This window comes from Streptomyces sp. NPDC018026 (assembly GCF_044327745.1).
In the GTDB taxonomy this organism is placed as follows: domain Bacteria; phylum Actinomycetota; class Actinomycetes; order Streptomycetales; family Streptomycetaceae; genus Streptomyces; species Streptomyces rubrogriseus.
Genome location: NZ_JBIRFY010000003.1, coordinates 292,703 through 313,844 on the forward strand (window position 1 = coordinate 292,703; position 21,142 = coordinate 313,844).

Annotated in this window: 22 protein-coding genes; 12 read left to right on the plus strand and 10 right to left on the minus strand. The window is 72.4% G+C overall.

Annotated features, from left to right (window positions below; genetic code table 11):
* Positions 1 to 109 precede the first annotated feature (109 nt).
* Positions 110 to 790 (plus strand): class F sortase, encoded by a 681-nt coding sequence (locus ACH4D3_RS11465; protein WP_398319731.1) that lies wholly within the window; start codon positions 110 to 112, stop codon positions 788 to 790.
* Between the two features lie 151 nt (positions 791 to 941).
* Positions 942 to 2,108 (plus strand): SchA/CurD-like domain-containing protein, encoded by a 1,167-nt coding sequence (locus ACH4D3_RS11470; protein ID WP_398319734.1) that lies wholly within the window; start codon positions 942 to 944, stop codon positions 2,106 to 2,108.
* A gap of 81 nt (positions 2,109 to 2,189) precedes the next feature.
* Here ACH4D3_RS11470 and ACH4D3_RS11475 read toward each other — a convergent pair whose 3' ends face one another.
* Both ACH4D3_RS11475 and ACH4D3_RS11480 read right to left on the minus strand, forming a co-directional pair.
* Positions 2,190 to 3,218: a methyltransferase gene (locus ACH4D3_RS11475; protein ID WP_398319737.1), complete on the minus strand. Its 1,029-nt coding sequence runs from the start codon at positions 3,216 to 3,218 to the stop codon at positions 2,190 to 2,192.
* Positions 3,219 to 3,282: 64 nt separating this feature from the next.
* The gene (locus ACH4D3_RS11480) at positions 3,283 to 4,353 is read right to left on the minus strand and encodes a nitrous oxide reductase family maturation protein NosD (protein ID WP_398319740.1); all 1,071 of its coding nucleotides are present in this window, start codon (positions 4,351 to 4,353) and stop codon (positions 3,283 to 3,285) included.
* A 105-nt stretch (positions 4,354 to 4,458) separates the two neighbouring features.
* Between ACH4D3_RS11480 and ACH4D3_RS11485 the strand changes: the two genes are divergently transcribed.
* Complete coding sequence (locus ACH4D3_RS11485; protein ID WP_003971687.1) at positions 4,459 to 4,995, plus strand: isochorismatase family cysteine hydrolase; 537 nt, start codon at positions 4,459 to 4,461, stop codon at positions 4,993 to 4,995.
* A gap of 42 nt (positions 4,996 to 5,037) precedes the next feature.
* On the opposite strand, the gene ACH4D3_RS11490 is transcribed toward ACH4D3_RS11485, so the two are convergent.
* Complete coding sequence (locus ACH4D3_RS11490; RefSeq protein WP_398319743.1) at positions 5,038 to 5,529, minus strand: DUF5949 family protein; 492 nt, start codon at positions 5,527 to 5,529, stop codon at positions 5,038 to 5,040.
* Positions 5,530 to 5,636: 107 nt separating this feature from the next.
* Entirely contained in the window at positions 5,637 to 6,326 is a 690-nt protein-coding gene (locus tag ACH4D3_RS11495) for a FadR/GntR family transcriptional regulator (protein ID WP_398319746.1), read from the minus strand.
* Positions 6,327 to 6,477: 151 nt separating this feature from the next.
* Here ACH4D3_RS11495 and ACH4D3_RS11500 point away from each other — a divergent pair, with 151 nt between their 5' ends.
* The 3 genes from ACH4D3_RS11500 (at position 6,478) to rpfE (ending at position 9,466) form a co-directional block, all read left to right on the plus strand.
* On the plus strand, positions 6,478 to 7,407 hold the full coding sequence (locus ACH4D3_RS11500) for a dihydrodipicolinate synthase family protein (RefSeq protein ID WP_398319749.1): 930 nt from the start codon (positions 6,478 to 6,480) through the stop codon (positions 7,405 to 7,407).
* Positions 7,408 to 7,532: 125 nt separating this feature from the next.
* Positions 7,533 to 9,005, plus strand: a complete 1,473-nt coding sequence (locus ACH4D3_RS11505; protein ID WP_398319752.1) for a sialate:H+ symport family MFS transporter — start codon at positions 7,533 to 7,535, stop codon at positions 9,003 to 9,005.
* Positions 9,006 to 9,100: 95 nt separating this feature from the next.
* Positions 9,101 to 9,466, plus strand: a complete 366-nt coding sequence (rpfE, locus tag ACH4D3_RS11510) for a resuscitation-promoting factor protein RpfE (RefSeq protein WP_361008857.1) — start codon at positions 9,101 to 9,103, stop codon at positions 9,464 to 9,466.
* A gap of 195 nt (positions 9,467 to 9,661) precedes the next feature.
* Here rpfE and ACH4D3_RS11515 read toward each other — a convergent pair whose 3' ends face one another.
* Positions 9,662 to 10,501, minus strand: coding sequence for an ABC transporter ATP-binding protein (locus tag ACH4D3_RS11515; RefSeq protein WP_398319754.1), 840 nt, complete (start codon positions 10,499 to 10,501; stop codon positions 9,662 to 9,664).
* Positions 10,502 to 10,709: 208 nt separating this feature from the next.
* On the opposite strand from ACH4D3_RS11515, the gene ACH4D3_RS11520 reads away from it, so the two are divergent.
* Positions 10,710 to 11,780, plus strand: a complete 1,071-nt coding sequence (locus ACH4D3_RS11520) for an SCO7460 family lipoprotein (RefSeq protein WP_398319756.1) — start codon at positions 10,710 to 10,712, stop codon at positions 11,778 to 11,780.
* A 40-nt stretch (positions 11,781 to 11,820) separates the two neighbouring features.
* On the opposite strand, the gene ACH4D3_RS11525 is transcribed toward ACH4D3_RS11520, so the two are convergent.
* Complete coding sequence (locus ACH4D3_RS11525; RefSeq protein ID WP_398319758.1) at positions 11,821 to 12,549, minus strand: S1 family peptidase; 729 nt, start codon at positions 12,547 to 12,549, stop codon at positions 11,821 to 11,823.
* A 174-nt stretch (positions 12,550 to 12,723) separates the two neighbouring features.
* Entirely contained in the window at positions 12,724 to 13,476 is a 753-nt protein-coding gene (locus tag ACH4D3_RS11530) for a sulfite exporter TauE/SafE family protein (RefSeq protein ID WP_398319760.1), read from the minus strand.
* Positions 13,477 to 13,808: 332 nt separating this feature from the next.
* Here ACH4D3_RS11530 and ACH4D3_RS11535 point away from each other — a divergent pair, with 332 nt between their 5' ends.
* From ACH4D3_RS11535 to ACH4D3_RS11555, 5 genes are all read left to right on the plus strand, one after another.
* Positions 13,809 to 15,002 carry an ATP-binding protein gene (locus ACH4D3_RS11535; RefSeq protein ID WP_398319762.1) on the plus strand — a complete coding sequence of 398 codons (1,194 nt, stop codon included), beginning with the start codon at positions 13,809 to 13,811 and terminating at the stop codon, positions 15,000 to 15,002.
* Positions 14,999 to 15,400: a roadblock/LC7 domain-containing protein gene (locus ACH4D3_RS11540; protein ID WP_109032225.1), complete on the plus strand. Its 402-nt coding sequence runs from the start codon at positions 14,999 to 15,001 to the stop codon at positions 15,398 to 15,400. Before ACH4D3_RS11535 ends, ACH4D3_RS11540 begins: the two co-directional genes overlap by 4 nt.
* Positions 15,397 to 15,774, plus strand: a complete 378-nt coding sequence (locus tag ACH4D3_RS11545) for a DUF742 domain-containing protein (protein WP_076977695.1) — start codon at positions 15,397 to 15,399, stop codon at positions 15,772 to 15,774. The genes ACH4D3_RS11540 and ACH4D3_RS11545 overlap by 4 nt, the downstream gene beginning before the upstream one ends.
* A complete protein-coding gene (locus tag ACH4D3_RS11550) occupies positions 15,749 to 16,342 on the plus strand; it encodes a GTP-binding protein (protein WP_398319766.1) in 594 nt (197 codons plus the stop codon). The genes ACH4D3_RS11545 and ACH4D3_RS11550 overlap by 26 nt, the downstream gene beginning before the upstream one ends.
* A 264-nt stretch (positions 16,343 to 16,606) precedes the next feature.
* Positions 16,607 to 17,734 (plus strand): tryptophan dimethylallyltransferase family protein, encoded by a 1,128-nt coding sequence (locus tag ACH4D3_RS11555; protein ID WP_398319769.1) that lies wholly within the window; start codon positions 16,607 to 16,609, stop codon positions 17,732 to 17,734.
* A 102-nt stretch (positions 17,735 to 17,836) separates the two neighbouring features.
* Here the strand turns inward: ACH4D3_RS11555 and ACH4D3_RS11560 are convergent, their stop codons facing one another.
* From ACH4D3_RS11560 to paaI, 3 genes are all read right to left on the minus strand, one after another.
* Complete coding sequence (locus ACH4D3_RS11560; RefSeq protein ID WP_398319772.1) at positions 17,837 to 19,135, minus strand: flavin-containing monooxygenase; 1,299 nt, start codon at positions 19,133 to 19,135, stop codon at positions 17,837 to 17,839.
* A 111-nt stretch (positions 19,136 to 19,246) separates the two neighbouring features.
* Entirely contained in the window at positions 19,247 to 20,593 is a 1,347-nt protein-coding gene (paaK, locus tag ACH4D3_RS11565; RefSeq protein WP_398319775.1) for a phenylacetate--CoA ligase PaaK, read from the minus strand.
* Positions 20,590 to 21,102: a hydroxyphenylacetyl-CoA thioesterase PaaI gene (gene paaI, locus ACH4D3_RS11570; protein ID WP_398319778.1), complete on the minus strand. Its 513-nt coding sequence runs from the start codon at positions 21,100 to 21,102 to the stop codon at positions 20,590 to 20,592. The genes paaK and paaI overlap by 4 nt, the downstream gene beginning before the upstream one ends.
* Positions 21,103 to 21,142: the final 40 nt, after the last annotated feature.

Consider the following 21,142-nt stretch of genomic DNA (forward strand, 5'->3'; position numbering starts at 1 on the left):
AGCAGCCGGGCCGCCACCCAGGAACCACGGGGCGGCCCGGCTCGCCCCCTCCGCCCACCCCCGCTGCTCGTGTCCGTCCTGCCGCCGTGTCCCAGTGAGGTCGTCCCCGATGTCAGTCCCCCCTTCCGCCCCCGCCCCGGCCGACGACGAGACGACGACCGGTCAGGGCTCCCGCTCCGGCCTGATGGTGCTGTGCGCCGTGGCCCTGCTGATCCTGGCGGTGAGCCTGGTCGGCGGCAACGACACGTCCGCCGACTCCTCCCGCCCCCCGCTGCCCCCGCATCCCGGCACCACCGCCTCGTCCGCCCCGCCCGCGACCGGCCCGGCCGACTCCGCCCTGCCCCGGTCGAAACCGGTGCGCCTGCTGATCCCGGAGATCTCCGTCGACGCCCCCTTCACCGACCTCGCCATCGGCGACAAGGGGCAGCTCCAGCCGCCGCCGGCCGGCGACACCAACCTCGTCGGCTGGTACGCCAAGGGCACCTCGCCCGGCGAGAAGGGCACCTCGATCATCGCCGGGCACGTGGACACCAAGACCTCGGCCGCCGTCTTCGCCCGCCTCGACCAGCTCGACAAGGGCGACAAGTTCCAGGTCCGGCGCGCGGACGGACGCACGGCGACCTTCGTGGTCGACAGCCTGGAGACCTTCGCCAAGGACGAGTTCCCGAGCGACCGCGTCTACGGCGACGCCGACCGGCCCGAGGTACGACTGATCACCTGCGCCGGCGACTACGACCGCAAGGCCAAGGACTACACGGACAACCTGGTCGTCTTCGCGCACCTCGCCTGAGGCCGCGCACCGGGCCGGCCGGGGTGCCGGTCACCCGCGCACCGCACACGAGTCGCGCGCCGTCGGGGCCCGGCACAGGATCGAGGCAAGCCGGCGTCGCATCACCGCGGCCGACGTTCAGTTCCGCCCCCGCGAAGGAGATGTGCGCAGGATGACCACCACGTCCACCCCTGCTTCCGAACCAGTCGCTTCCGAACCGCTGACGCGACAGCTGTCGCACCAGGTCTCCCAGTCCGTGTTCGACGGCTCCCGGTTGCGGGTCGTCCTGCTGGTGGAGGTCTACGACGGAGCCCAGCAGCAGTTCCTCGAGACGTACGAGAACCTGCGCAGCCACGTCGAGTCCGTCCCCGGTCACATCGGCGAGCAGCTGTGCCAGTCCATCGAGAACCCCTCCCAGTGGCTGATCACCAGCGAGTGGGAGAGCGCGCCGCCGTTCCTGAACTGGGTGAGCAGCGAAGAGCACGTGCGCATGGTCAAGCCGCTGCACAGCTGCGTGCGGGACACCCGCTCGCTCCGCTTCCACGTGGTCCGCGAGACCGGCCGCCCCTCGGCCGGCGCCGATCCGGGCCGGGGCGGACTGCAGGCCGCGCCCCGCGTCGGCGACGGCGTCATCCGGCACGCGCTCACCTTCACGGTGAAACCGGGCAGCGAGGAGGCGGTCGGCAAGATCCTCGCCGACTACGCCTCTCCCGAGCCGCGGGTCGACGACACCACGCGTCTGTGCCGTACGTCCCTGTTCCTGCACGGCAACCGCGTGGTGCGGGCCATCGAGGTGCGCGGCGACCTGCTCGCGGCCCTGCGGCACGTGGCCGAGCAGCCCGAGGTGCGGGCCGTCGAGGAGGCCATCAACCCGTACCTGGAGCAGGACCGGGACCTCGGCGACCCGGAGTCCGCCCGGGTGTTCTACACGCGGGCGGCGCTGCCCGCCGTCCACCACGTGACGGCGGGGGAGGAGCAGGAGCGGGCGCAGCGGCACGCGCTGTCGTACCCGGCCCGTCCGGGCTGCGGCATGCGGCTGGCCCAGCTGCTCGCCGAGCGCGACGAGGCGGCCGCCAGGGATCCGCGCAGCCCGGTGCTGTGCAGCACGATCTTCCAGCGCGACGACGTCGTGGTGCGGCTGGTCGACGTACGCGGGGACCTCCACGAGGGCGACCCCGCGGTGACCCTCGGCCTTCCGGACCCCGGCCGGGTGTCCGAGCTGACGACCCTTCTGGACGGCTTCACCGACGCCGGTTCCCCGACCGGCGGCGGACTCGTCCGCGCTCTCGAGGGCGCCCGGATGGAGCTGGTCACCGACCGGCGCGCGCCGGACGCCTGAACGGCCACCGTCCACGCCTCGGCCGCCGGACCGCCACAGTGCGGTCCGGCGGCCGAGGCATGGACGGGGCCCCGGGTCAGCTCACTTCGGCACGGTGCAGTCGAAGGCGTGCAGGTATGGATTGACCGGGCGGATGTCGTCGATGACGAGGCCCGCGTCGGTCAGCCGGCCGACCATGCTGTCGGTGGTGTGCTTGGCCCCGCCGACGTTGAGGAGCAGCAGCAGGTCCATGGCGGTGCTGAACCGCATCGACGGGGTGTCGTCGACGAGGTTCTCGATGACGACCACCCGGGCCCCGGGACCGCCGGCCGCCATCACGTTGCGCAGCGCGCGGGCGGTGCTGTCGTCGTCCCACTCCAGGATGTTCTTGATGACGTACACGTCGGCCCGCACCGGGATGGCCTCGCGGCAGTCGCCCGGCACGATGCTGACACGGTCCGCGAGCGCGCCGCCCTCGCGCAGCCGGGGGTCGGCGTTCTCCACCACCCGCGGCAGGTCGAGCAGGGTGCCCCGCATGGCCGGGTACTTCTCCAGCAGGCTCGCCACGACGTGGCCCTGGCCGCCGCCGATGTCGGCGACCGAGGTGCTCGCCGACAGGTCCAGGAGGGCTGCGACGTCCTGGGCCGACTGCCGGCTGGACGTCGTCATGGCCCGGTTGAACACCTCGGCCGACTGGGGCGCGTCCTCGTTGAGGTAGGTGAAGAACTCCTTGCCGTACAGGCCCTCGACGACGTTGGAGCCGGTGCGCACCGCCTCGTCGAGCAGGGGCCAGGCGTCCCAGGTCCACGGCTCGGTGCACCACAGGGTGATGTTGCGCAGGCTGTGCGGGTCGTCCTCGCGCAGCAGTCGGGACATGTCGGTGTGCGCGAACGTGCCGTTGCGCTGCTCGGTGAAGACGCCGTAGCAGGTCAGGGCGCGCAGCAGCCGGCGCAGCGGCTTGGGTTCGGTCTTCACCGCGGCCGCGAGGTCCTCCACGGCCATGGGGTTCTCGCCGAGCGCGTCGGCGACGCCGAGCCGTGCGGCCGCGCGGAGGGCGGCGGCACATGCCGCGCCGAACACGAGCTCCCTGAGCCGCATGGGCGGGGGTGGGGCGGTCTGTGCGGTCGTCATGCGCCGCCTTCCTTCCTTCTTCGGTCCATGGGCCTTCGTCGGTCCACGGGTGGTTACGGCCCGCTCAGCACAGGCCCGCGGGCTTGGAGGCGCCGCAGGTGTTGCCGGTGAAGGTGTTGCTCCTGCCGGTGTCGCCGGTCCCGGCGTTGACCAGGTCGGCGGGGGAGTTCCGGCTCAGCCGGTTGCCGTTGACCTGGTTCTTCGAGTTGGCGGTGCCCACCATGCTGGCGGCCAGGACGATGCCGCCCGACATCGAGGACTTGCCCGCGTTGCCCTGGACCGTGTTGTCGGCGACCAGGACCTTCTCGACGCCGGTCAGCACGATGCCGGAGCCCTGGAGCGCCTCCAGCCGGTCGGTCTTCGGGCAGGACTTGTTGTTGCGCAGGACGCGGTTGTCGCGCACGACCAGGTCACCGGCCTTGGGCGTGTTCTCGTCGCCGACGACGAAGACGCCCGCGCAGTTGCCGGTGATGTGGTTGCCCGCGACGGCGAGGTTGCGCAGGCGCCGGACGGTGACGCCGATCCGGTTGCCCTGGAGCCGGTTGTGCGCGACGAGGGTGCCCTCGGTGTCGGCGGCGCCTTCCTCGGCCTTGATGTTGTTGGCGAGGAAGATGCCCGCGTCGCCGTTGTCGCGGGCGGTGTTGCCGCGGATGATGCCGTGCACGGACCGCTCCTGGGCGATGCCCCAGACGCCGTTCCTCACCGCGTTCACGTTCCGGATCGTCAGCCCGTCGGTGGCCATGGAGAACACACCGGTGCGGGTGAACCCGGTCACCGTCAGGTCGGAGACGGTGATGCCCTTGACGTTCTCGTCCTTGGTGCCGATCACGCAGATGCCGTTGCCGCCCTCGGCACAGGTGTTGTCGGCGGCCTTCTGGGTGCCGGGCCTGATGACCGTGGAGCGGCCCATGCCCCGCAGGGTGAGCCCGGGGGTGCTCACCTTGACGCTCTCGTGGTAGGTGCCGGTGGTGACGAGGACGGTGTCGCCCGGCTTGGCGGCGTCCACCGCCTTCTGGATCGACTCCCCGGGGTGGACCAGATGGGTCACGGGGACGGAGGAGGCCGGGGCCGCGCCGAGCCCCGTCCCGATCATGGCTGCGGTGCACACCAGGTACACGACATGGCATTTCTTCATATTGCGCACGTTATGCCGGAATTATTGGACCGCAGGCGGGATGAGCCATCCGACGGCGTGTCATGAACGGCCGTCGAAGCGCCGTCCGGTGGCAGCCTGGGCGGCATGGGCAAGACCGCGCTGATCGTCATCGACATGATCAACACCTACGACCACCAGGACGCCGAGTCCCTGATCCCCGCCGTGGAGTCCGTGCTGCCGAACGTGACCGGCCTGCTGGACCGGGCGAGGCGGCAGGGCGTTCCCGTGATCTACGTCAACGACAACTTCGGGGAGTGGCGCTCGCACCACGGCGAGATCCTCGACAAGGCCCTCTCCGGGCCGCACTCCCGGCTCGTCGAGCCGCTGAAGCCCGACGAGTCCTCCCTCTTCGTGGTCAAGGCGCGCCACTCGGTGTTCTTCGAGACCCCGCTCACCTATCTGCTCCACCAGCAGGGGATCGACCGGCTGGTGCTGTGCGGGCAGGTGACCGAGCAGTGCGTGCTCTACTCGGCGCTGGACGCCCACATCCGCCATCTGCAGGTCATCGTTCCGCGTGACGCGGTGGCCCACATCCACGCCGATCTGGCGGACGCGGCGCTGCGCATGATGGAGCGGAACATGGGCGCCCGGGTGTGCGACAGCGGCGAGTTGTGGACGTGAGACGGACCGCCGCCACACCGGCGGCGGATCGCGTGCCCGGCCTCAGCCGCGCAGGCTCCGTACGGGCAGGACGACCTGCGCCGCGGAGGAGAGCGTGTCCGCGTGGTTGGCGAAGGCGGCGACCGCCGCGCCGTCGCCGGGCTCGCCCCCGGACCAGGGGCGGGTGGCGAAGATGAGGCAGGCGTACCCCCGCCGGTCGACCGCCGCCCGCCACTCGGGCGTGGGCACGAACTGGGCGTTGATCCCGGGCATGGTGAGGGCCGCCGCACCCGGTACGACGAGCAGGCCGACCGGCAGGTCGGGCAGGGCGGTGGCGTCGAGCACGGTGTCGCCGTCCACCGCGAGTCCGGAGCGGCTCAGCAGCCCCTCGACGGCGGCCGGTACCGCCTCCGGTCCGCCCTCCCCGTCGCCGAGCGAACAGGCGAGGAGGAAGGGGACGTCGCCGTCGGGCGTCTCACGGCTCCAGGACATGATGACGAGGGTGCCGAGGTCGGCGGTTCGCAGGGGGCGCGGGTCAGCGGAGATCGAGGTCACCGCGAAACCGTAAGCGCGCGCGGCGACGCGCCCGCCCGGCCGTCACCCGACTGGCGGACACCCCGGCCCTTCTTCACACGAACGAGGGGCCCCGGGGCGCCCGGCCGTCAGTGCTGGGACAGCCGTCCGCGGATGTCGTCGAAGTGCCGGTGCACGGCCGTCTCCGCCGCCTTCGCGTCGCCCGCCCGCACCGCCTCGACGATCCTGGCGTGCATCCGGGCCAGTTCCTCGCCGTCGGCCGCCGCGCCGAGCCCCCGTGCCTGGGTGCGCACCCGGTGGAAGGCGCTCCAGAAGGCGTCGAGCAACTCGCTGAGCAGGTCGTTGTCCAGCGAACGGTGCAGCGCCCGGTGGAAGGCGCGGTCGGTGCGCGCCGCGATCTCGCCCGTCTCGCGCACCTCCGTGTGCATCGTCTCCACCAGCGCGTCCAGCTCTGCCAGGTCCTCCTCGGGCAGTCGCCCGGCGAGCTGGTGCATGAGTCCGGCCTCCAAGGCCTCGCGCAGCTGCAGCAGTTCGAGCAGGCTGCCCTGCCCGCGGCGGTGCCCGACCACCGTGCGGAACGCCATGGCCTCGGTCATCGGCTCCAGCGACATGGTCCCGACATAGGTCCCGAAGCCGCGCCGGATCTCGACGATGTGCATGGCCTGGAGGGACTTGAGTGCCTCGCGCAGCGAGTTGCGGCTGACGCCGAAGCGCTCCATCAGCTCCGTCTCGGTGGGCAGCGGGTCGCCGGGGCCGAGGCCCTGTTCGACGATCAGCTCCTTGACCCGCTCCTCGGCGTCGGCGGCGACCGAGCGCATGTGACGTCCCCTCTCGACCCTTGACATCCCCTGCTCTGCCATGTGTCACTCTAACAGGACGTGGGACATCCTACGTCCCCGTCACCAGGGCCTCGGCACGCTGCCGCGCGCCGCCGTCCCGGGACGGGAACAGCACGACCTGGAGTACCGCATGCCCATCCCCACGCCGCTGAGCGGCGTCGTCCCCCCGGTCATCACCCCCCTCACCCCGGCGGGGGAGGTGGACACCACCTCGGTGCGCCGGCTCACCGAGCACCTGATCACGGCCGGTGTGCACGGCCTGTTCCTGCTGGGGTCCAGCGGCGAGGCCGCCTACCTCACCGACGCCCGGCGGCTGACCGCCCTGGAGGCGGCCGTCGACGCCGCCGCGGGCCGGGTCCCCGTCCTCGCCGGGATCATCGACACCACCACGGCCCGGGTCCTGGACCGGGCGGCCGACGCGGTCCGGGCGGGCGCCGACGCGCTCGTGGCCACGGCGCCCTTCTACACCCGCACCCACCCGGTGGAGATCGCCGACCACTTCCGGCGCGTGCGCGAGGGCGCCGGACTGCCGCTGTTCGCCTACGACATCCCGGTCGCCGTGCACACCAAGCTGCCCCGCGAGGTCGTCCTCGACCTGGCCGCGGACGGCACCCTGGCCGGGCTCAAGGACTCCAGCGGCGACGAGGGCTCCCTGCGCCGCCTGTTGGCCGCATTGCGCCGCCGCACCCCCGGATTCACCGTCCTCACCGGTTCCGAGCTCACCGTCGACGGCGCGCTGCTGGCCGGCGTGGACGGCGTCGTGCCCGGGCTCGGCAACGTCGACGCCCACGGCTACGTACGCCTCTACGACGCCGCCCGGGCCGGTGACTGGGCCGCGGCCCGGGCCGAACAGGACCGGCTCGCCGCCCTGTTCGACCTCACCGACGCGGGCGACCCCGCCCTGATGGGCAACAGCTCCAGCGCGCTCGGCGCCTTCAAGGCCGCCGCGCACCTGCTGGGCCTCATCGACTGCCCGGCCACCGCCGCACCGCAGGTGCCGCTCGACGCGCCGGCCGTCGCCCGGGTCCGTGCCCGGCTCGCCGAGGCCGGACTCCTGTGACCCCGGGACCGGGCCGGTGGCCGCCGAACCCGGTCCCGCCCACCCCGTTTCCCGCCCCGGCCCCCGCCCTCGTCTGCTACCGCCCTCGTCCCCGCCGCGCGTCTCCCCACCCGCATAGGATCGCCATGTCATCTGCGCGCACCACCCCGACCTCCCAGCCCTGGTACCGCGAGATCACCCGGGAGAAGTGGAAGTCCTTCTTCGCCGCCTGGATCGGCTACCTCCTCGACGGCTTCGACTTCGTCCTCATCACGCTCGTCCTGACCGAGATCGCCGACGACTTCGGGCTGTCGACCGTCGAGTCCGCCAGCCTCGTCTCCGGAGCCTTCATCACCCGCTGGCTCGGCGGCGCCGTACTCGGCGCGCTCGGGGACCGCTTCGGCCGCAAGAGCGCCATGGTGGCCAGCATCCTGCTGTACTCGGTCGGCACCTTCGCCTGCGGCTTCGCCTGGGACTACACCAGCCTGTTCACGGCCCGTCTGCTCATCGGCATGGGCATGGCGGGCGAGTACAGCGCCAGCGCCACCTACGTCCTGGAGAGCTGGCCCGCCCGGCTGCGCAACCGCGCCTCCGGCTTCCTGATCTCCGGCTTCTCGCTCGGCGGCGTCCTGGCGGCCGAGGTCTACGAGCACGTGGTGCCCGGCCACGGCTGGCGCTGGCTGTTCTACATCGGCCTGTTCCCCGTCGTCGTCGCGCTGTGGGTACGCCGGGCGCTGCCCGAGGCCGACGACTGGGAGGCGCGGGTCGGGGCGAGGGGCGAACGGCCCAACCCCTTCCGGCCGCTGTTCGCCGACCGCCGCCGGGCGACGGTCAACACGGTGCTCGTGGTCGTCGCCACGGGTTCGCTCTTCGCGGTGTTCACCCCGCTCGGCGCCGGCGCGGTGCCCGTCCTGTCCGTCCTGGCGACGGCCTGTCTCGTCGCCTTCGCGGTACAACTGGGCGGCCGCAAACGGTGGGTGCTGTTCCTCGCGCTCTGCGTCACCGTGTTCTGCGCCTTCCTCTACAGCTGGCCGGTCCAGGCCCTGCTGCCCACCTACCTCAAGACCGAGCTGGGCTTCAGCCCGGCACAGGTCAGCGACGCCCTCTACTACGCCGGGTTCGGCACGATGGCGGGCTGCATCGTCACCGGCTTCGTCGGCGACCGGTTCGGCACCCGCAGGGCGTACGCCTGCACCCTGGTGGTCGGCATCGCCTTCGTCTTCCCCGTCTTCGCCATCCGGGACAGCCAACTCCAGCTGGGCATCCTGCTGTTCCTGATGCTGGCCTGCATGCAGGGCATCTCCGGGCTGCTGCCCAAGTTCATCGCCGGGCACTTCCCGACCGAGACCCGGGCCGCGTCCCTGGGCTTCACCTACAACGTCGGGGCGCTGGGCGGGGCCGTCGCCCCGGTGCTCGGCGCCAAACTGGCGTCGACCATGTCGCTCGGCCAGTCGCTCGCCGTGCTGACCTTCTCGCTGACCCTCGTGGTGATCGTGCTGATCGGCTTCGACGTCCCGAGCCGGCTCAACCGGCTCGTCGACAAGGAGGCGGTCCCCGACTACCTCGCCGCCGAGGCGGCGGTGCCGGACGGCGCGGGGCGCATACGGTCGGCGCCGTGAGGCGGTGACGGGCGGGGGAGAGCGCGTGCTCCGACTGGCCCAAGGCGCGGTGGCCGGTGCGGCGACCGGCGGTCACCTGGTGTAACAGTCTTCTTATGATCTGTAGACGAAATGATCGTCAGAGCGACGTGCGCGGTTCGCGTGGCCGCAGGATCCGCACCGCCGCGGTGACCCTGGTCGCCGCGACCGCGCTCGGGGCGACCGGCGAAGCGGTGGCCGCGCCCTCGGCGCCCCTGCGCACCGACTGGGACGCCATCGCCGCGTGCGAGTCCAGCGGCAACTGGCAGGCGAACACCGGCAACGGCTACTACGGCGGCCTGCAGTTCGCACGGTCCAGCTGGATCGCCGCCGGCGGTCTCAAGTACGCCCCGCGCGCGGACCTCGCCACCCGTGCCGAGCAGATCGCGGTGGCGGAACGCCTCGCCCGTCTGCAGGGGATGTCCGCCTGGGGCTGCGCCTGACGGCGCCCGACCGGGCCCCGTACGCGCCGGGTTGACCGGGTAGCCCGTGGGTGTGCACTCTCCGCCGGTCACCGCCGCCTCCCGTTTGCCCCGAGCCGTGCACGGGCAGGCCCCGGCGGGGGAGCCGGGCGGCGGCCCCGGACGTCGCGTACACCGATACGTCCGGGGCCGCCCTCGCCCCCCGTCGCGGTCGGGTCAGCCGCCGGAGACGGGGCGGCCCGAGTAGGCCGACCAACGGCCGTCGCGCCGGGCCACCGTGATGTCCCGGCCGAAGCAGGACGTCAGCAGGGAGTCGGTCAGGACCTCGTCCACCGCACCCCGGGACAGGACCCGGCCCTCGCGCAGCAGCAGGGCGTGGCTGACGGCCGGGGACAGCTCCTCCAGATGGTGCGTGACCGTGACGGTGGCCAGCCGCGGCCGCCCCTCGGCCAGTTGGTGCATCGCCTCGACGAGGTCTTCGCGGGAGGGCAGGTCCAGGGCGTTGAACGGCTCGTCCAGGAGCAGCAGGGCCGGATCGGCCATCAGCGCCCGGGCGATCAGGACCCGCGCCCGCTGACCGCCCGAGCAGACCCCGTACGGGCGGTCGGCCAACTCCTTGACACCGAGTTCGGTCAGCAGGTCGCGGGCCCGCAGCCGGACCTCCTCGCCGTACGTCCGCCACAGGGGCTGCACGGTGCCGCTGTGGCCGGTGAGCACCACCGCGTGCGCGGTCAGGTCCTGCGGCACCCGCTGGGCGGAGTTGACGTGGCCGATACGCGCCCGCAGCTCACGGACGTCCACCCGGCCGAGCCGGCTGCCGAGGACCTCGACCGTGCCCGTGGTGGGGTGCATGAGCGCGCCGAGCAGCCGCAGCAGGGTGGTCTTCCCGGCGCCGTTGGCCCCCAGCAGCGCCCAGTGCTCGCCCGGCCGGACCGTCCAGTGCACTCCGTCGAGGATCAGCTGGTCCGGAGTGAAGCGGCGCACGCTCACGTGCTGGAGCCGGAGCACGGCCGCCTCGTCCTCGTCGGCCTGGGAGCGGGCTGTCTGGGCGGTCATGCCGTGACTCCTTCACGCGCGGGGCACCTCTCGGTCACCGCGAACACTAGATGTACTCACCACGCGCCTGCCCCGGCCGTCCGCTCCCTGGACGGTGGGCCGCGGCACTCGCGGCGGCACTCAGGGCGCGGATGAGTGCGCGTACTCATCCGCGATGGCGGCCGCGGCTCCTATCGTGGCGCCGTCGGTGGGACACGGAGGGGGAGCCATGGGGCGTCGGTGCACTGCGCGGGGGAGCGGACGGCGGCGGGCGGCGCGCCTCGGCGGGGGGCTCGCGGCGCTGCTGGCCGGGCTGCTGGTCACCGGCTGCGCGGCGTTCGACACCGACGACGACGTCCGGCGGGCCCGGGAACTGGCCGAGGAGCTGTACCCCGGCGAACTCGACGTGGTGGACGCCCGGATCCTGTTCCCGGAGACCACCGGCTCCGAGGTCACCCTGGCGGTCGAGGACGACCCGGACGCGGCCGTCAGGTTCCGGGTGGACGCCGGCGAGGACCGCTGCGACGGCGGCCCGGACTGTGCGGACGCCCTCCGCGAGGCGGTCCGGCGGGCCCGGCGGGAGGCGCGGGACCTGCGCGCGATGCGCGAGGCCTTCGACGGCTGCGGGCACCCGGTCCTGGCCACCGACGAGAAGCTGACGGCCCCCTGGATCGAGGCACGGGTGAACGAGGGGACGCTGGACGACGTCCTCGCCCGCGTCGGCGCCTGCGCGCAACGCTGGATCACGGCCCGTGCGGAACAGGATCCGGAGGAGCTGCCCGGCTGGGTGACCGTCGACTTCGCCGCCCCCGGCACGGCCGGGGACCTCCCGGCCGCGAAGAAGACGCTGCCCACCGTCCTGCGGCTCACCCACGGACCGAGGCTCGCCGCCCTGGCGGACCGGGCGTACTACGTGGCCGCGTACCCGGTCGGCGAGGACGCCGGTCACACCGTCGACGCGGCCTCGGCCCGCCTGCGGATCGTCTCGCCCCTCCGGGAACGGCAGGCCTTCTCCCGGCGGATCGACGCGTCGGTCCTGCCCGCGCTGCGCGCGACCTACCCGGAGGCGGTGACCAGCGGCGGGGCGGGGATGGGGGTGTGGCGGCTGGAGCCGGGGACCGTCCGCCGCATGCGCGGGTACGTGCTGTTCTGCGAACGGCCGCCCGCGGACGGCGAACGCTGCCTCGGGGACCTGGCGGCCCTGGTGACCTCGGACCCGCGGGGCCGCGACGCCGAGGTCGTCGAAGTCCTCACCGACATCCGCGACGAGCGCGGGGTCCTGCGCCTGCCGCCGCGGTGACGGAGGCGGGCGCAGGACCGGCGCCGGAGGGCGGGAGGAGTCAGACGCCCGCCACCGACTGGATCCAGGAGCGGTAGGCGGTCACGTTGGTGTACGCCGTGGTGGTCTGCCGGTCACTGGTCGACGCGACGCCCACCTGGACACCGCCGGCCATCATCGGACCGCCGGAGTCGCCGCCCGCGGTGATGCCGTCGCCGGGCCGGGCGCATATCGCCTGACCGTAGTAGGCGTCGTAGCACCCGCGCGTCACGCTCAGGTTGGCGACCTTGAGGTACTGGGACTGGCAGTTGATCTCCGAGCCGCACCGGGAGGTCGCGCCCCAGCCGTAGACCTGCACGGTCTGGCCGACCCGGACCGTGCCCGGCTGGCCGAGTTGCGCGTAGGAGGCCGAGACGGAGCGGTCGAGCCGGACCAGCGCGAGGTCCGCCGAGGGGCTGGTGACGGTCTGGACGCCGTTGGCCACCGTGCCGCCGGAGCCCTGGTCGAGGCTGCCGATCCGGAAGGCGAGGTTGCCGCCGCTGACGCAGTGCTTGGCGGTGAGGATCCAGGTGGGGGAGATGATGGTCGAGGTGCAGGTCTGCTGGCCGCCCGAGAACAGACGTGCCGCCCAGGGGGCGTTCTGCGCGTAGCCGCCGCCGATGATCGGCTGGGGGCCGCCGTCACCGGGCCGGGGCTCGACCGCCGAGGCGGTGGGGGCGAGCGCCAGGGCGGACAGCAGCGCGGCCACGAGGGCGGCCAGCAGGGTGGGGACGAGTCTCGTTGTTCGCAAGGCTCCTCGATTCCGACGACACGCGCGCCGGGCGCGTGCTGATGTGTGGGGGCGCCCACAGCATGTCGGGCCCGGACCCCGGCCGGACAGTCCCGGCTTCGCATAACGCGGCGTTATGCCCCGGGGACGGGAACGGCCGGGGAACGCGGCGGCGTTCGAGGGGCCGGAGAACACCTACCGGAGCAGCAGTTGCACGAGGGCCACCGTGCCGACCGTCACGACCAGTATCCGCAGGAGCATGGGGCTGAAGCGGCGGCCCACCTTGGCGCCGACGTAACCGCCGAGGCCCGAGCCGACCGCGAGGAGCCCGACGGCGGCCCACTCGAAGTCCGCGGCGAAGAGGAAGAAGAGCGCGGCCACCGTGTTGACGACGGCGGACAGCACGTTCTTGACCCCGTTGAGCCGTTGCAGGGGTTCGTCCAGGAGCATGCCCATCAGGGAGAGGTAGATGATCCCCTGGGCCGCGGTGAAGTAGCCGCCGTAGACACTGGCGAGCGTCAGGCCGGCGAAGAGCAGCGGACCGCCGTCCCGGCGGGGGGTGGCGCCGGTGCGGGCCCGGCGGCGCTGGACCAGCCTGCCGATCTGCGGCTGGAACGCCACCAGCAGCAGCGCGAGGCCCACCAGGACCGGCACGATGGTCTCGAAGGCGTCGGCGGGCAGGGTCAGCAGGAGGGTGGCGCCCGCGAGGCCGCCCAGCAGCGCGCCGGAGCCGAACTTCAGGACGCGCCCGCGCTGGCCGCGCAGTTCCTCGCGGTAGCCGATGGCCCCGCTGATGGAGCCGGGGATCAGGCCGAGCGCGTTGGAGACGGTGGCGGTCACCGGCGGCAGGCCCGTGGCCAGCAGCACGGGAAAGGTGATGAGCGTTCCGGAGCCGACGACGCTGTTGATGGCGCCGGCCCCGACGCCGGCCGCGAACACCGCGGCCATGGCCTCCGGTGTCACCCCGTGCCGCCCCGGGCCGGACCCGTACCCGGCCGGAAGGTGTCTTGTGCATCTTTCACGGGGCCGACTGTACCCATCGCCGCGTACCGCGTGTTTGCCGGTCTCAACCGGTCTTGCCTGGGCACTTCTTGACGTCAATTCACCTGATCATGCGGTGATACGATCACCGCGTTTGCGGAGCGGGCGGACGGGTGAAAGACGGCATCCCCGACATGAGGGGCAGCCCGGGCAGCCACCCCCGGCGCGGGCACTCCACCGGGCCGCCCGCACGGACGGGAATTCAGCAAGCCGGCTGTCAGTCGCCTGAAGAGAGTCTTATGACGGAATACACAGGGAACCCCTTGCTCTGGGTCGCCCTCGTCGCCCTCGTCGCCGCCGCCGTGCTCATCAGCCGCCAGCGCAAGGCGGCCCGGGCGTTGCGGCAGCAGGTCCAGGGGCTCAGGGATCACTACACCGAGCTGGAGAACGATTACGGGAAGTCCGTACAGGCGGCCCAGGAGCGGGCCGAGGACGAGACGAAGACCGTGCTGAAGTCCGCGATGCGGACGCTTCAGGGCCTCGCGGCCGAACAGCAGCTGGTGCTCTCCCGGCTGCAGAACAAGTACGGCGACTCGGCCCTCCTCCAGGACCTGCTGGAGATCGACCACACCAACTCGCAGTTCGGGCGGCGGGCGCAGTCCATCGCCGTACTGTGCGACGGCTGGCTCGGCGGGCGGCGCGACACCGCCTCGGTCTACGACGTGGTGCGCAGCGCCCAGGGGCGCATCCGCCACTTCCGCCGGGTGGACATCCTCTCCCAGGCGGACTTCGGCATCACCAGCCGGGCCGTCGAACCCGTCGCCCTGGCGCTGGCCGAGCTGTTCGACAACGCCACGAGCTACTCCAGCCCGGACACCGTCGTCGAGATCAACATCCGGACCGTGCCCAAGGGCATCTGCGTCGTGGTCGACGACGCCGGTGTCGGCATGAGCGACGAGGAGCGGGCCCGCGCCGACAAGCTGCTCGTCACCGAGCGGGCCTCGGGCGTGGCGGGGCTCGGCAACCCGCCGCAGTTCGGCTTCGCCGTCATCGGCCTGCTGTGCGAACGATTCGGTTTCGAGGTGTCGGTGGACTCCTCCTCTCCCTACGGAGGTGTACGGGCGGTGGTCCTGCTGCCGCACGAACTGCTCACCGCCATGCCGGAGAAGAAGGCCCCCGCCCCCGCCGCCCCCGCGGCCCGCGGCACGGCCCGGCCGGTCCCGGACGGCGGACCGGAGGCCGCGCTCACCTCCTCCCAGACCGACGGCGACGGTCTGCCCCGGCGCCGCCGCAAGCGGCCGATGGCCATCGTGCCCGGCAGCGCGTCCACCCCCCGCGCCGCGGGCCGCTCCGACTCCGAGCAGGCACAGGTCATGGGTGCGTTCCAGCGCGGAACGCAGTCCGGCCGGGTCACCGAACCGGACAGCCCGGACGACGCCGGCCGGACGAGCGACACCCCTGGTGCAAGCAGCGAAGGACATGAGGTCTCGTGAACGACGATCTGTCATGGATGCTCGACAGCGCCCTGGAGATTCCGGGCGCCCTGCACGCGGTCCTGATTTCCGCCGACGGCCTCTTGATGGCCCGGACGCAGGACTTCGACAAGGACGACGCCGACCGGGTCGCGGCCGCCATGAGCGGTGTGCAGTCGCTCAGCCGCACCCTGGCCTTCTTCTGTGAGGACCCCAGTCAGAGCTGGCGGCAGACCCTGGTCGAGTTCGACGGCGGCTGGGTCTTCCTGATCTCCGCCGGCGAGGGCGCCTACCTCGGCGTGTCCGCCTCCCCGGAGGTCGACATGGCGGACATCACCTTCCGGATGCAGCAGCTCGTCGCCCAGCTCGGCAAGCGGCTGACGACACCGCCGCGCGAGAACCTGGGCGCCCGCTCATGACCGGCCACGACGGCTGGCAGCCCGAGGCGCCCGAATTAGTGCGGCCGTACGTCATCACCAAGGGCCGCGGCCTGCCCGACGAGGACGACCTCTCCCTCATCACGCTGGTCACCGCCTCGGCCGGGCAGCCGCAGCGGCCGGCCCGGCTGTCCCCCGAGGAGCAGAGCCTGCTCGACCTCTGCTCCGCCGGCTACCTCTCGGTGGCCGAGATCGCCGGACACACCCACTTCCCGCTGGGCGTCGTACGGATCCTGCTGGCCTCCCTGATGGAAGGCGGACACCTCATGACCCGCCCGCCGGTGGCCCGCGCCCGCCTCGCGGACAAGGAGATACTGGAGGAGGTGCTCAATGGGCTCCGCGCCAAGTTTGGATGAGCGGCACTACGTACGCGACGGAGCGAACCAGACGGCGGTGAAGATCCTCGTCGTCGGGCACTTCGCGGTGGGCAAGACCACCCTCATCGGCTCCATCTCCGAGATCGAGCCGCTGTCCACCGAGGAGACGATGACGCAGGCCGCCGAGTCGGTCGACGACCTCAAGGGGGTCCAGGGCAAAACCACCACCACGGTCGCCATGGACTTCGGGCGCCTGACCATCAGCGACCGCGTCGTGCTCTACCTCTTCGGCACCCCCGGCCAGCAGCGCTTCGTGCAGATGTGGGAGGACATGGCCCGCGGCGCGCTCGGCGCCCTGGTGCTGGTCGACCCGGAACGGCTGGCGGACTCCTTCCCGGTGATCGACCTCATCGAGCACTACGGACTCGACTACGCCATCGCCGTCAACCACTTCGACGGCGTGCCGCTGCGCGACGAACGGGCGCTGCGCGAGGCGCTCGACCTGCTCGCCGACACTCCCGTCGTCACCTGCGACGCCCGCGACGAGAAGTCCTCGGCCGCCGCACTGACCACCCTCGTCCGCTACTTGCTGGACCGCACCCGATAGGAGTGGGGAGCAGACATGAACGCGCATGACACCGCCCCGGTGCTCCAGCCGCGGTGATCCGCGCAACACCTCCCCAACCCGCCCCAATCGCATGAAGATCGAACGGCACGGGTAGTGAGCAACGCGGTACTCAAGTTGCTTACGAGTCAAAGGAGGTGTCGTGGACCACATATCCACGAACGCCGCTTTCCCAGCGCCGAAACCCCCGGTACCCGCCCCCCGAGGCGGGTATCGCTTTGTGCGGCTCCGGCCGGGGGCGGACCGTTGAGGGCCGGACCGGCGGGCGCGGACCCGCAGGGCACACCCACGCTCGGTTCCCTCACCGGCGGCCAGTTGCGAAGACTCGGCTCGGTCGCCGGCCTCTCCCGCGCCGACGTCGAGACCTACGCACAGGTCCTGACCGACGTACTGGGCCCGGTGGCCCAGCGGCCACTGAGCCTGGCGCCGCCCAGCCGCACCTTCTTGTCCGACGACCACACACCCGTGGAGTTCTCCCTCGCCTTCCGGCCCGGGGCGGCACCCGGCATGCGGGTCCTTGTCGAACCGGGCTGCGGCGCGACCGGTCTGGCCGACAACGGCCGTGCGGGACTGGAGGCGGTCCGGACGATGGCACGGCGCTGGCACTTCACCACCGACGCGCTCGACGAACTCCTGGACCTGTTCCTGCCACCCGCCCCGCAGGGACCCCTCGCCCTGTGGTGCGCCCTGGAACTCAGACCCGGTGGGGTGCCGGGGGTCAAGGTCTATCTGAACCCGGCGGTGGGCGGGGAGGAACGTTCCGCCGCGACGCTGCGCGAGGCCCTGAGCCGGCTCGGGCACCACCGGGCCTTCGACAGCCTCCCCCAGGGCAGTGGATACCCGTTCCTCGCCCTGGATCTCGGGAACTGGACGGAACCCCGGGCAAAGGTCTACCTGCGCCACGACAACCTCACGGCCGGCGAGGCCGGACGGCTGTCCCGGACGGACCCGGGTCCCGTGCCGACGGCGGTCGAGGGCTTCTTCCGCGCCGCCGCGGGCGTCGGCCCCGACGCGGGCGGGCTCGACCGGCGGCCTGTTCAGTCCTGCCACTCCTTCACCGAGCCCGGCGCGGCGCGGCCGAGTGGATTCACCCTGTACATCCCGGTGCGTGACTACGTGCGGCACGACGGGGAGGCCCTGGCGCGGGCGTCCACCGTGCTGCACCACCACGGCATGGACGCCGCCGTGCTCCACCGCGCCCTGGCCGCCCTCACCGAGCGGCGGCCCGAGGACGGGGTGGGCCTGATCGCCTACCTGGCCCTCGCCCACCAACGGGACCAGCCGCCGCGGGTGACGGCGTACCTCTCCTCGGAGGCCTACGCGGTCCGGCCGCCGGTCGTGGAGACCGTTCGCCAACCGCTGTCGGTCCGCTGAAGGGAACGTCCGCGCGCGAGACAGGGCCCCCGGCGCGATCCGCCGGGAGCCCTGGGCACGGTCACGGCCGGGCGTGGTCGCCGGCGGCGTCCCGCGGGACGGTCACACGGGCAGTGGCTCCCGGAACTCCGCCAGGTAGGGGCCCACGTCGACCTGGATCGAGGCGCCGCGAGTGCGGCCGTAGCGCTCGGCGATGCCGGCCAGGTACGTGCCGATCTCCTCGCGCATCTCCTCGGCCGCGGGCAGCGCGGCGGTGCCGTCGACGAGCCGGGCCACCCACTGGGCCTGGGCCTCCACCAGCCGGGTCAGGGCGCCCGCGGGCCGCACCAGTCCGACGAAGTACAGACCGGGCCGGCCGGCCGGGACGATCCGCCGGTAGAGCTCGACCGAGCCGTCGGCCGCGACCGGGCAGCCTGGGGGCAGGAAGGGGAAGGTCATGTGGAAACCGGTGCAGTAGACGACCGTGTCGGCCTTCTCGGAGCTGCCGTCCGTGAACACGACCCGGTCGCTCTCGAACGAGGCGATCGCGGGCTTCGGAGTCACCGCACCGTGCCGGATCCGGCTGAGGATCTCGTCCGAGAGGGTCGTCGCGGAGGAGAGGAGCGGGTGGTCGGGCTCGGGCAGGCCGTAGTCCGACAGCCTGCCCCGGGCCACCAGCAGGGCCTGTTCCACCCAACTGCGCCGCTCGGCGAAGGGCATCTCGTTCCACCACGGGGCCTCGGCTATCTCGTCGAGGGACATCCCGAAGATCTGCTTGGGCACGATGTGCAGCCCCCGGCGCACCGACAGCAGCGTCCGCTCCGCGTGCCGGGAGAGGTCCGCCGCGATGTCCACCGCGGAGGCTCCGAGGCCCACCACGACGACGCGCCGGCCGGTGAAGTCGCCGCCGTCGCGGTAGTCGAGGGAGTGAAGAATCGTTCCGGCGAAGGACTCCGCGCCGGCCGGAAGGGGGTCGGGCAGGGCCGGGTCGGTGTGGTGACCCGAGGCGACGACCACCTGCTCGAACCGGCGCGAGGACTGCGCGCCGTCCGCGTCCCGGCTGACGACGGTCCACCCGCCGTCTTCGTCCTGACCGACGGAGACCACCTCGGTCCGCAGCTCCACGTGGTCGAGGAGCCCCGCCCGCTCGGCGAAGGACCGCAGGTAGGCGGCGACCTGGTCGTGCCGGGGATAGAGCGGGTAGTCGGACGGCATCGGGAAGTCCGCGTAACCGGTCAGCTGCTTGGCGGTGTTCAGATGCAGGGTCTGATAGCCCGGACCCCGCTCACCGGCTCCCGGCTGACGCCAGAGCCCGCCGACGTCGGGTGCCTTCTCCAGGCAGACGAAGGAGATGCCGCGCTCCTTCAGGGCATGGCCCATGGCCAGCCCCGACAGGCCTGCACCGATCACACACACACGCACGGGATGTCCCCCCAGGATGTACTCAACCTCCCCCGATCATCTCTTTACTGCCCATCCGTTTCTTCTCGCACACCGGCACGAGCAGTGAACGGACGTGTCCGTGCTCACGTTTCACGCACCCCGCAGGTCCCACACCCGGCGGATCTTGCCGAGCGAGCGCTCCAGGGACTCCGGCTCGACCACCTCCACCTCCACGGTCACGCCCACACCGTCCTTGACACCCTGGGCGATCGCCCGCGCGGCGGCCTCGCGCTGCCCGGGAGCGGCGTCGGGCCGGGCCTCGACCCGCACCGTCATGTGGTCCATGCGGCCGCGTGCGGTGAGCCGGATCTGGAAGTGCGGGGCGACGCCCGGCGTGCGCAGCACGATCTCCTCGACCTGGGTGGGGAAGACGTTCACCCCGCGCAGGATGATCATGTCGTCGCAGCGGCCGGTGACCTTCCGCATCCGGCGGAAGGCGGGGCGCGCGGTGCCGGGCAGCAGGCGGGTCAGGTCGCGCGTGCGGTAGCGGATCACCGGGAGCGCCTCCTTGGTGAGGGAGGTGAAGACGATCTCGCCCTCCTCGCCCTCGGGCAGCACGGCGTCCGTGAGCGGGTCCACGACCTCGGGGTAGAAGTGGTCCTCCCAGATGTGCAGCCCGTCCTTGGTCTCGACGCACTCCTGTGCCACGCCGGGGCCGATCACCTCGGACAGGCCGTAGATGTCGACGGCGTGGATGCCCATGCGCTCCTCGATCTCGCGCCGCATCTCCTCGGTCCACGGCTCGGCGCCGAAGATGCCCACCTTGAGGGAACTGGTGCGCGGATCGACGCCCTGGCGCTCGAACTCGTCGAGCAGCGTGAGCATGTAGGACGGGGTGACCATGATGATCTCGGGCCGGAAGTCCTGGATGATCTGCACCTGGCGCGCCGTCATGCCGCCGGAGGCGGGGATCACCGTGCAGCCGGCGCGCTCGGCGCCGTAGTGGGCGCCGAGGCCGCCGGTGAACAGGCCGTAGCCGTAGGAGATGTGCACCTTGTGTCCTGGGCGCCCGCCCGCGGCGCGGATCGAACGGGCCACGACGTCCGCCCACATGGACAGGTCGTTCTCGGTGTACCCGACGACGGTGGCGCGGCCCGTGGTGCCGCTGGAGGCGTGCACGCGCCGCACGTCGGACATCGGGACGGCGAACATGCCGAAGGGGTAGGTGTCCCGCAGGTCCGCCTTGGTGGTGAAGGGGAACCTGGACAGGTCCGCCAGGCTGCGGCAGTCGTCAGGGGTCACCCCGGCGGCGTCGAACTTCTTGCGGTACAGCTCCACGTTGTCGTAGGCGTGCCGCAGGGTCGCGCGCAGGCGGTCGAGCTGGAGCTCCCGGAGCTGCTCGCGGGACAGGCGCTCGGCCTCGTCCAGCAGGTCGTGGGGGAGGGGCTCGCCCGGTCGGGGTGCCGGGGCCGCCCCGGTCGTCGGCTCGCTGCTCATCGCGACTCCTTCGTCGTGCCCGGCGTCTCGCGCGCCGTGTCCCGCCGCGTGTCGCGGCCGCCTCCGCCGTCCCGCGCGCCGCGGTCGGGCCCGTCGTCGCGCACGCTGCGGCTGCGCCCCCGGAACTCCGCGACCACCTCGTCGCCTCGCCGCACGCTCACGTCGTAGACGCCACTGCGTCCGTACCGGACCCGCTCCTCGGCGCGGGCCACGAGTACGTCGCCCTCGCGGGCCGGGGCGACGAAGACGATGTCGGCGCCGGCCGCCACGGTCACCGGGCCGTGGCTGTTGCAGGCACAGGCGAAGGCGGTGTCGGCCAGCAGGAACAGGAATCCGCCGTGGGCGATCCGGTGGCCGTTCACCATCGCCGGAGTCACGGTCATGCGGACCAGCGCGGTCCCCTCCCCGTGCTCCACCAGCTCGATCCCGAGCCCCCGGGAGGCCTCGTCCGCGGAGAACATCGCCTCCGTCGGCGTCTGCTCAGTGGCCTGCGACACCGTATCCACCACCTTGTCTCCCGACCGACCATTCGGTTAGCGCGCGGCAAGG

What these genes read in the sequence shown, in the direction of transcription:
- ACH4D3_RS11520 (WP_398319756.1), top strand. Translation starts at nt 10,710, where the DNA reads ATGGGGCGTCGGTGCACTGCGCGGGGGAGCGGACGGCGGCGGGCGGCG.
- ACH4D3_RS11545 (WP_076977695.1), top strand. Translation starts at nt 15,397, where the DNA reads ATGACCGGCCACGACGGCTGGCAGCCCGAGGCGCCCGAATTAGTGCGG.
- ACH4D3_RS11470 (WP_398319734.1), top strand. Translation starts at nt 942, where the DNA reads ATGACCACCACGTCCACCCCTGCTTCCGAACCAGTCGCTTCCGAACCG.
- ACH4D3_RS11515 (WP_398319754.1), bottom strand. Translation starts at nt 10,501, where the DNA reads ATGACCGCCCAGACAGCCCGCTCCCAGGCCGACGAGGACGAGGCGGCC.
- ACH4D3_RS11495 (WP_398319746.1), bottom strand. Translation starts at nt 6,326, where the DNA reads ATGCGCTCGGTCGCCGCCGACGCCGAGGAGCGGGTCAAGGAGCTGATC.
- ACH4D3_RS11505 (WP_398319752.1), top strand. Translation starts at nt 7,533, where the DNA reads ATGTCATCTGCGCGCACCACCCCGACCTCCCAGCCCTGGTACCGCGAG.
- rpfE (WP_361008857.1), top strand. Translation starts at nt 9,101, where the DNA reads ATGATCTGTAGACGAAATGATCGTCAGAGCGACGTGCGCGGTTCGCGT.
- ACH4D3_RS11465 (WP_398319731.1), top strand. Translation starts at nt 110, where the DNA reads ATGTCAGTCCCCCCTTCCGCCCCCGCCCCGGCCGACGACGAGACGACG.
- ACH4D3_RS11475 (WP_398319737.1), bottom strand. Translation starts at nt 3,218, where the DNA reads ATGACGACCGCACAGACCGCCCCACCCCCGCCCATGCGGCTCAGGGAG.
- paaK (WP_398319775.1), bottom strand. Translation starts at nt 20,593, where the DNA reads ATGAGCAGCGAGCCGACGACCGGGGCGGCCCCGGCACCCCGACCGGGC.
- ACH4D3_RS11485 (WP_003971687.1), top strand. Translation starts at nt 4,459, where the DNA reads ATGGGCAAGACCGCGCTGATCGTCATCGACATGATCAACACCTACGAC.
- ACH4D3_RS11535 (WP_398319762.1), top strand. Translation starts at nt 13,809, where the DNA reads ATGACGGAATACACAGGGAACCCCTTGCTCTGGGTCGCCCTCGTCGCC.
- ACH4D3_RS11550 (WP_398319766.1), top strand. Translation starts at nt 15,749, where the DNA reads ATGGGCTCCGCGCCAAGTTTGGATGAGCGGCACTACGTACGCGACGGA.
- ACH4D3_RS11500 (WP_398319749.1), top strand. Translation starts at nt 6,478, where the DNA reads ATGCCCATCCCCACGCCGCTGAGCGGCGTCGTCCCCCCGGTCATCACC.
- ACH4D3_RS11480 (WP_398319740.1), bottom strand. Translation starts at nt 4,353, where the DNA reads ATGAAGAAATGCCATGTCGTGTACCTGGTGTGCACCGCAGCCATGATC.
- ACH4D3_RS11530 (WP_398319760.1), bottom strand. Translation starts at nt 13,476, where the DNA reads ATGGCCGCGGTGTTCGCGGCCGGCGTCGGGGCCGGCGCCATCAACAGC.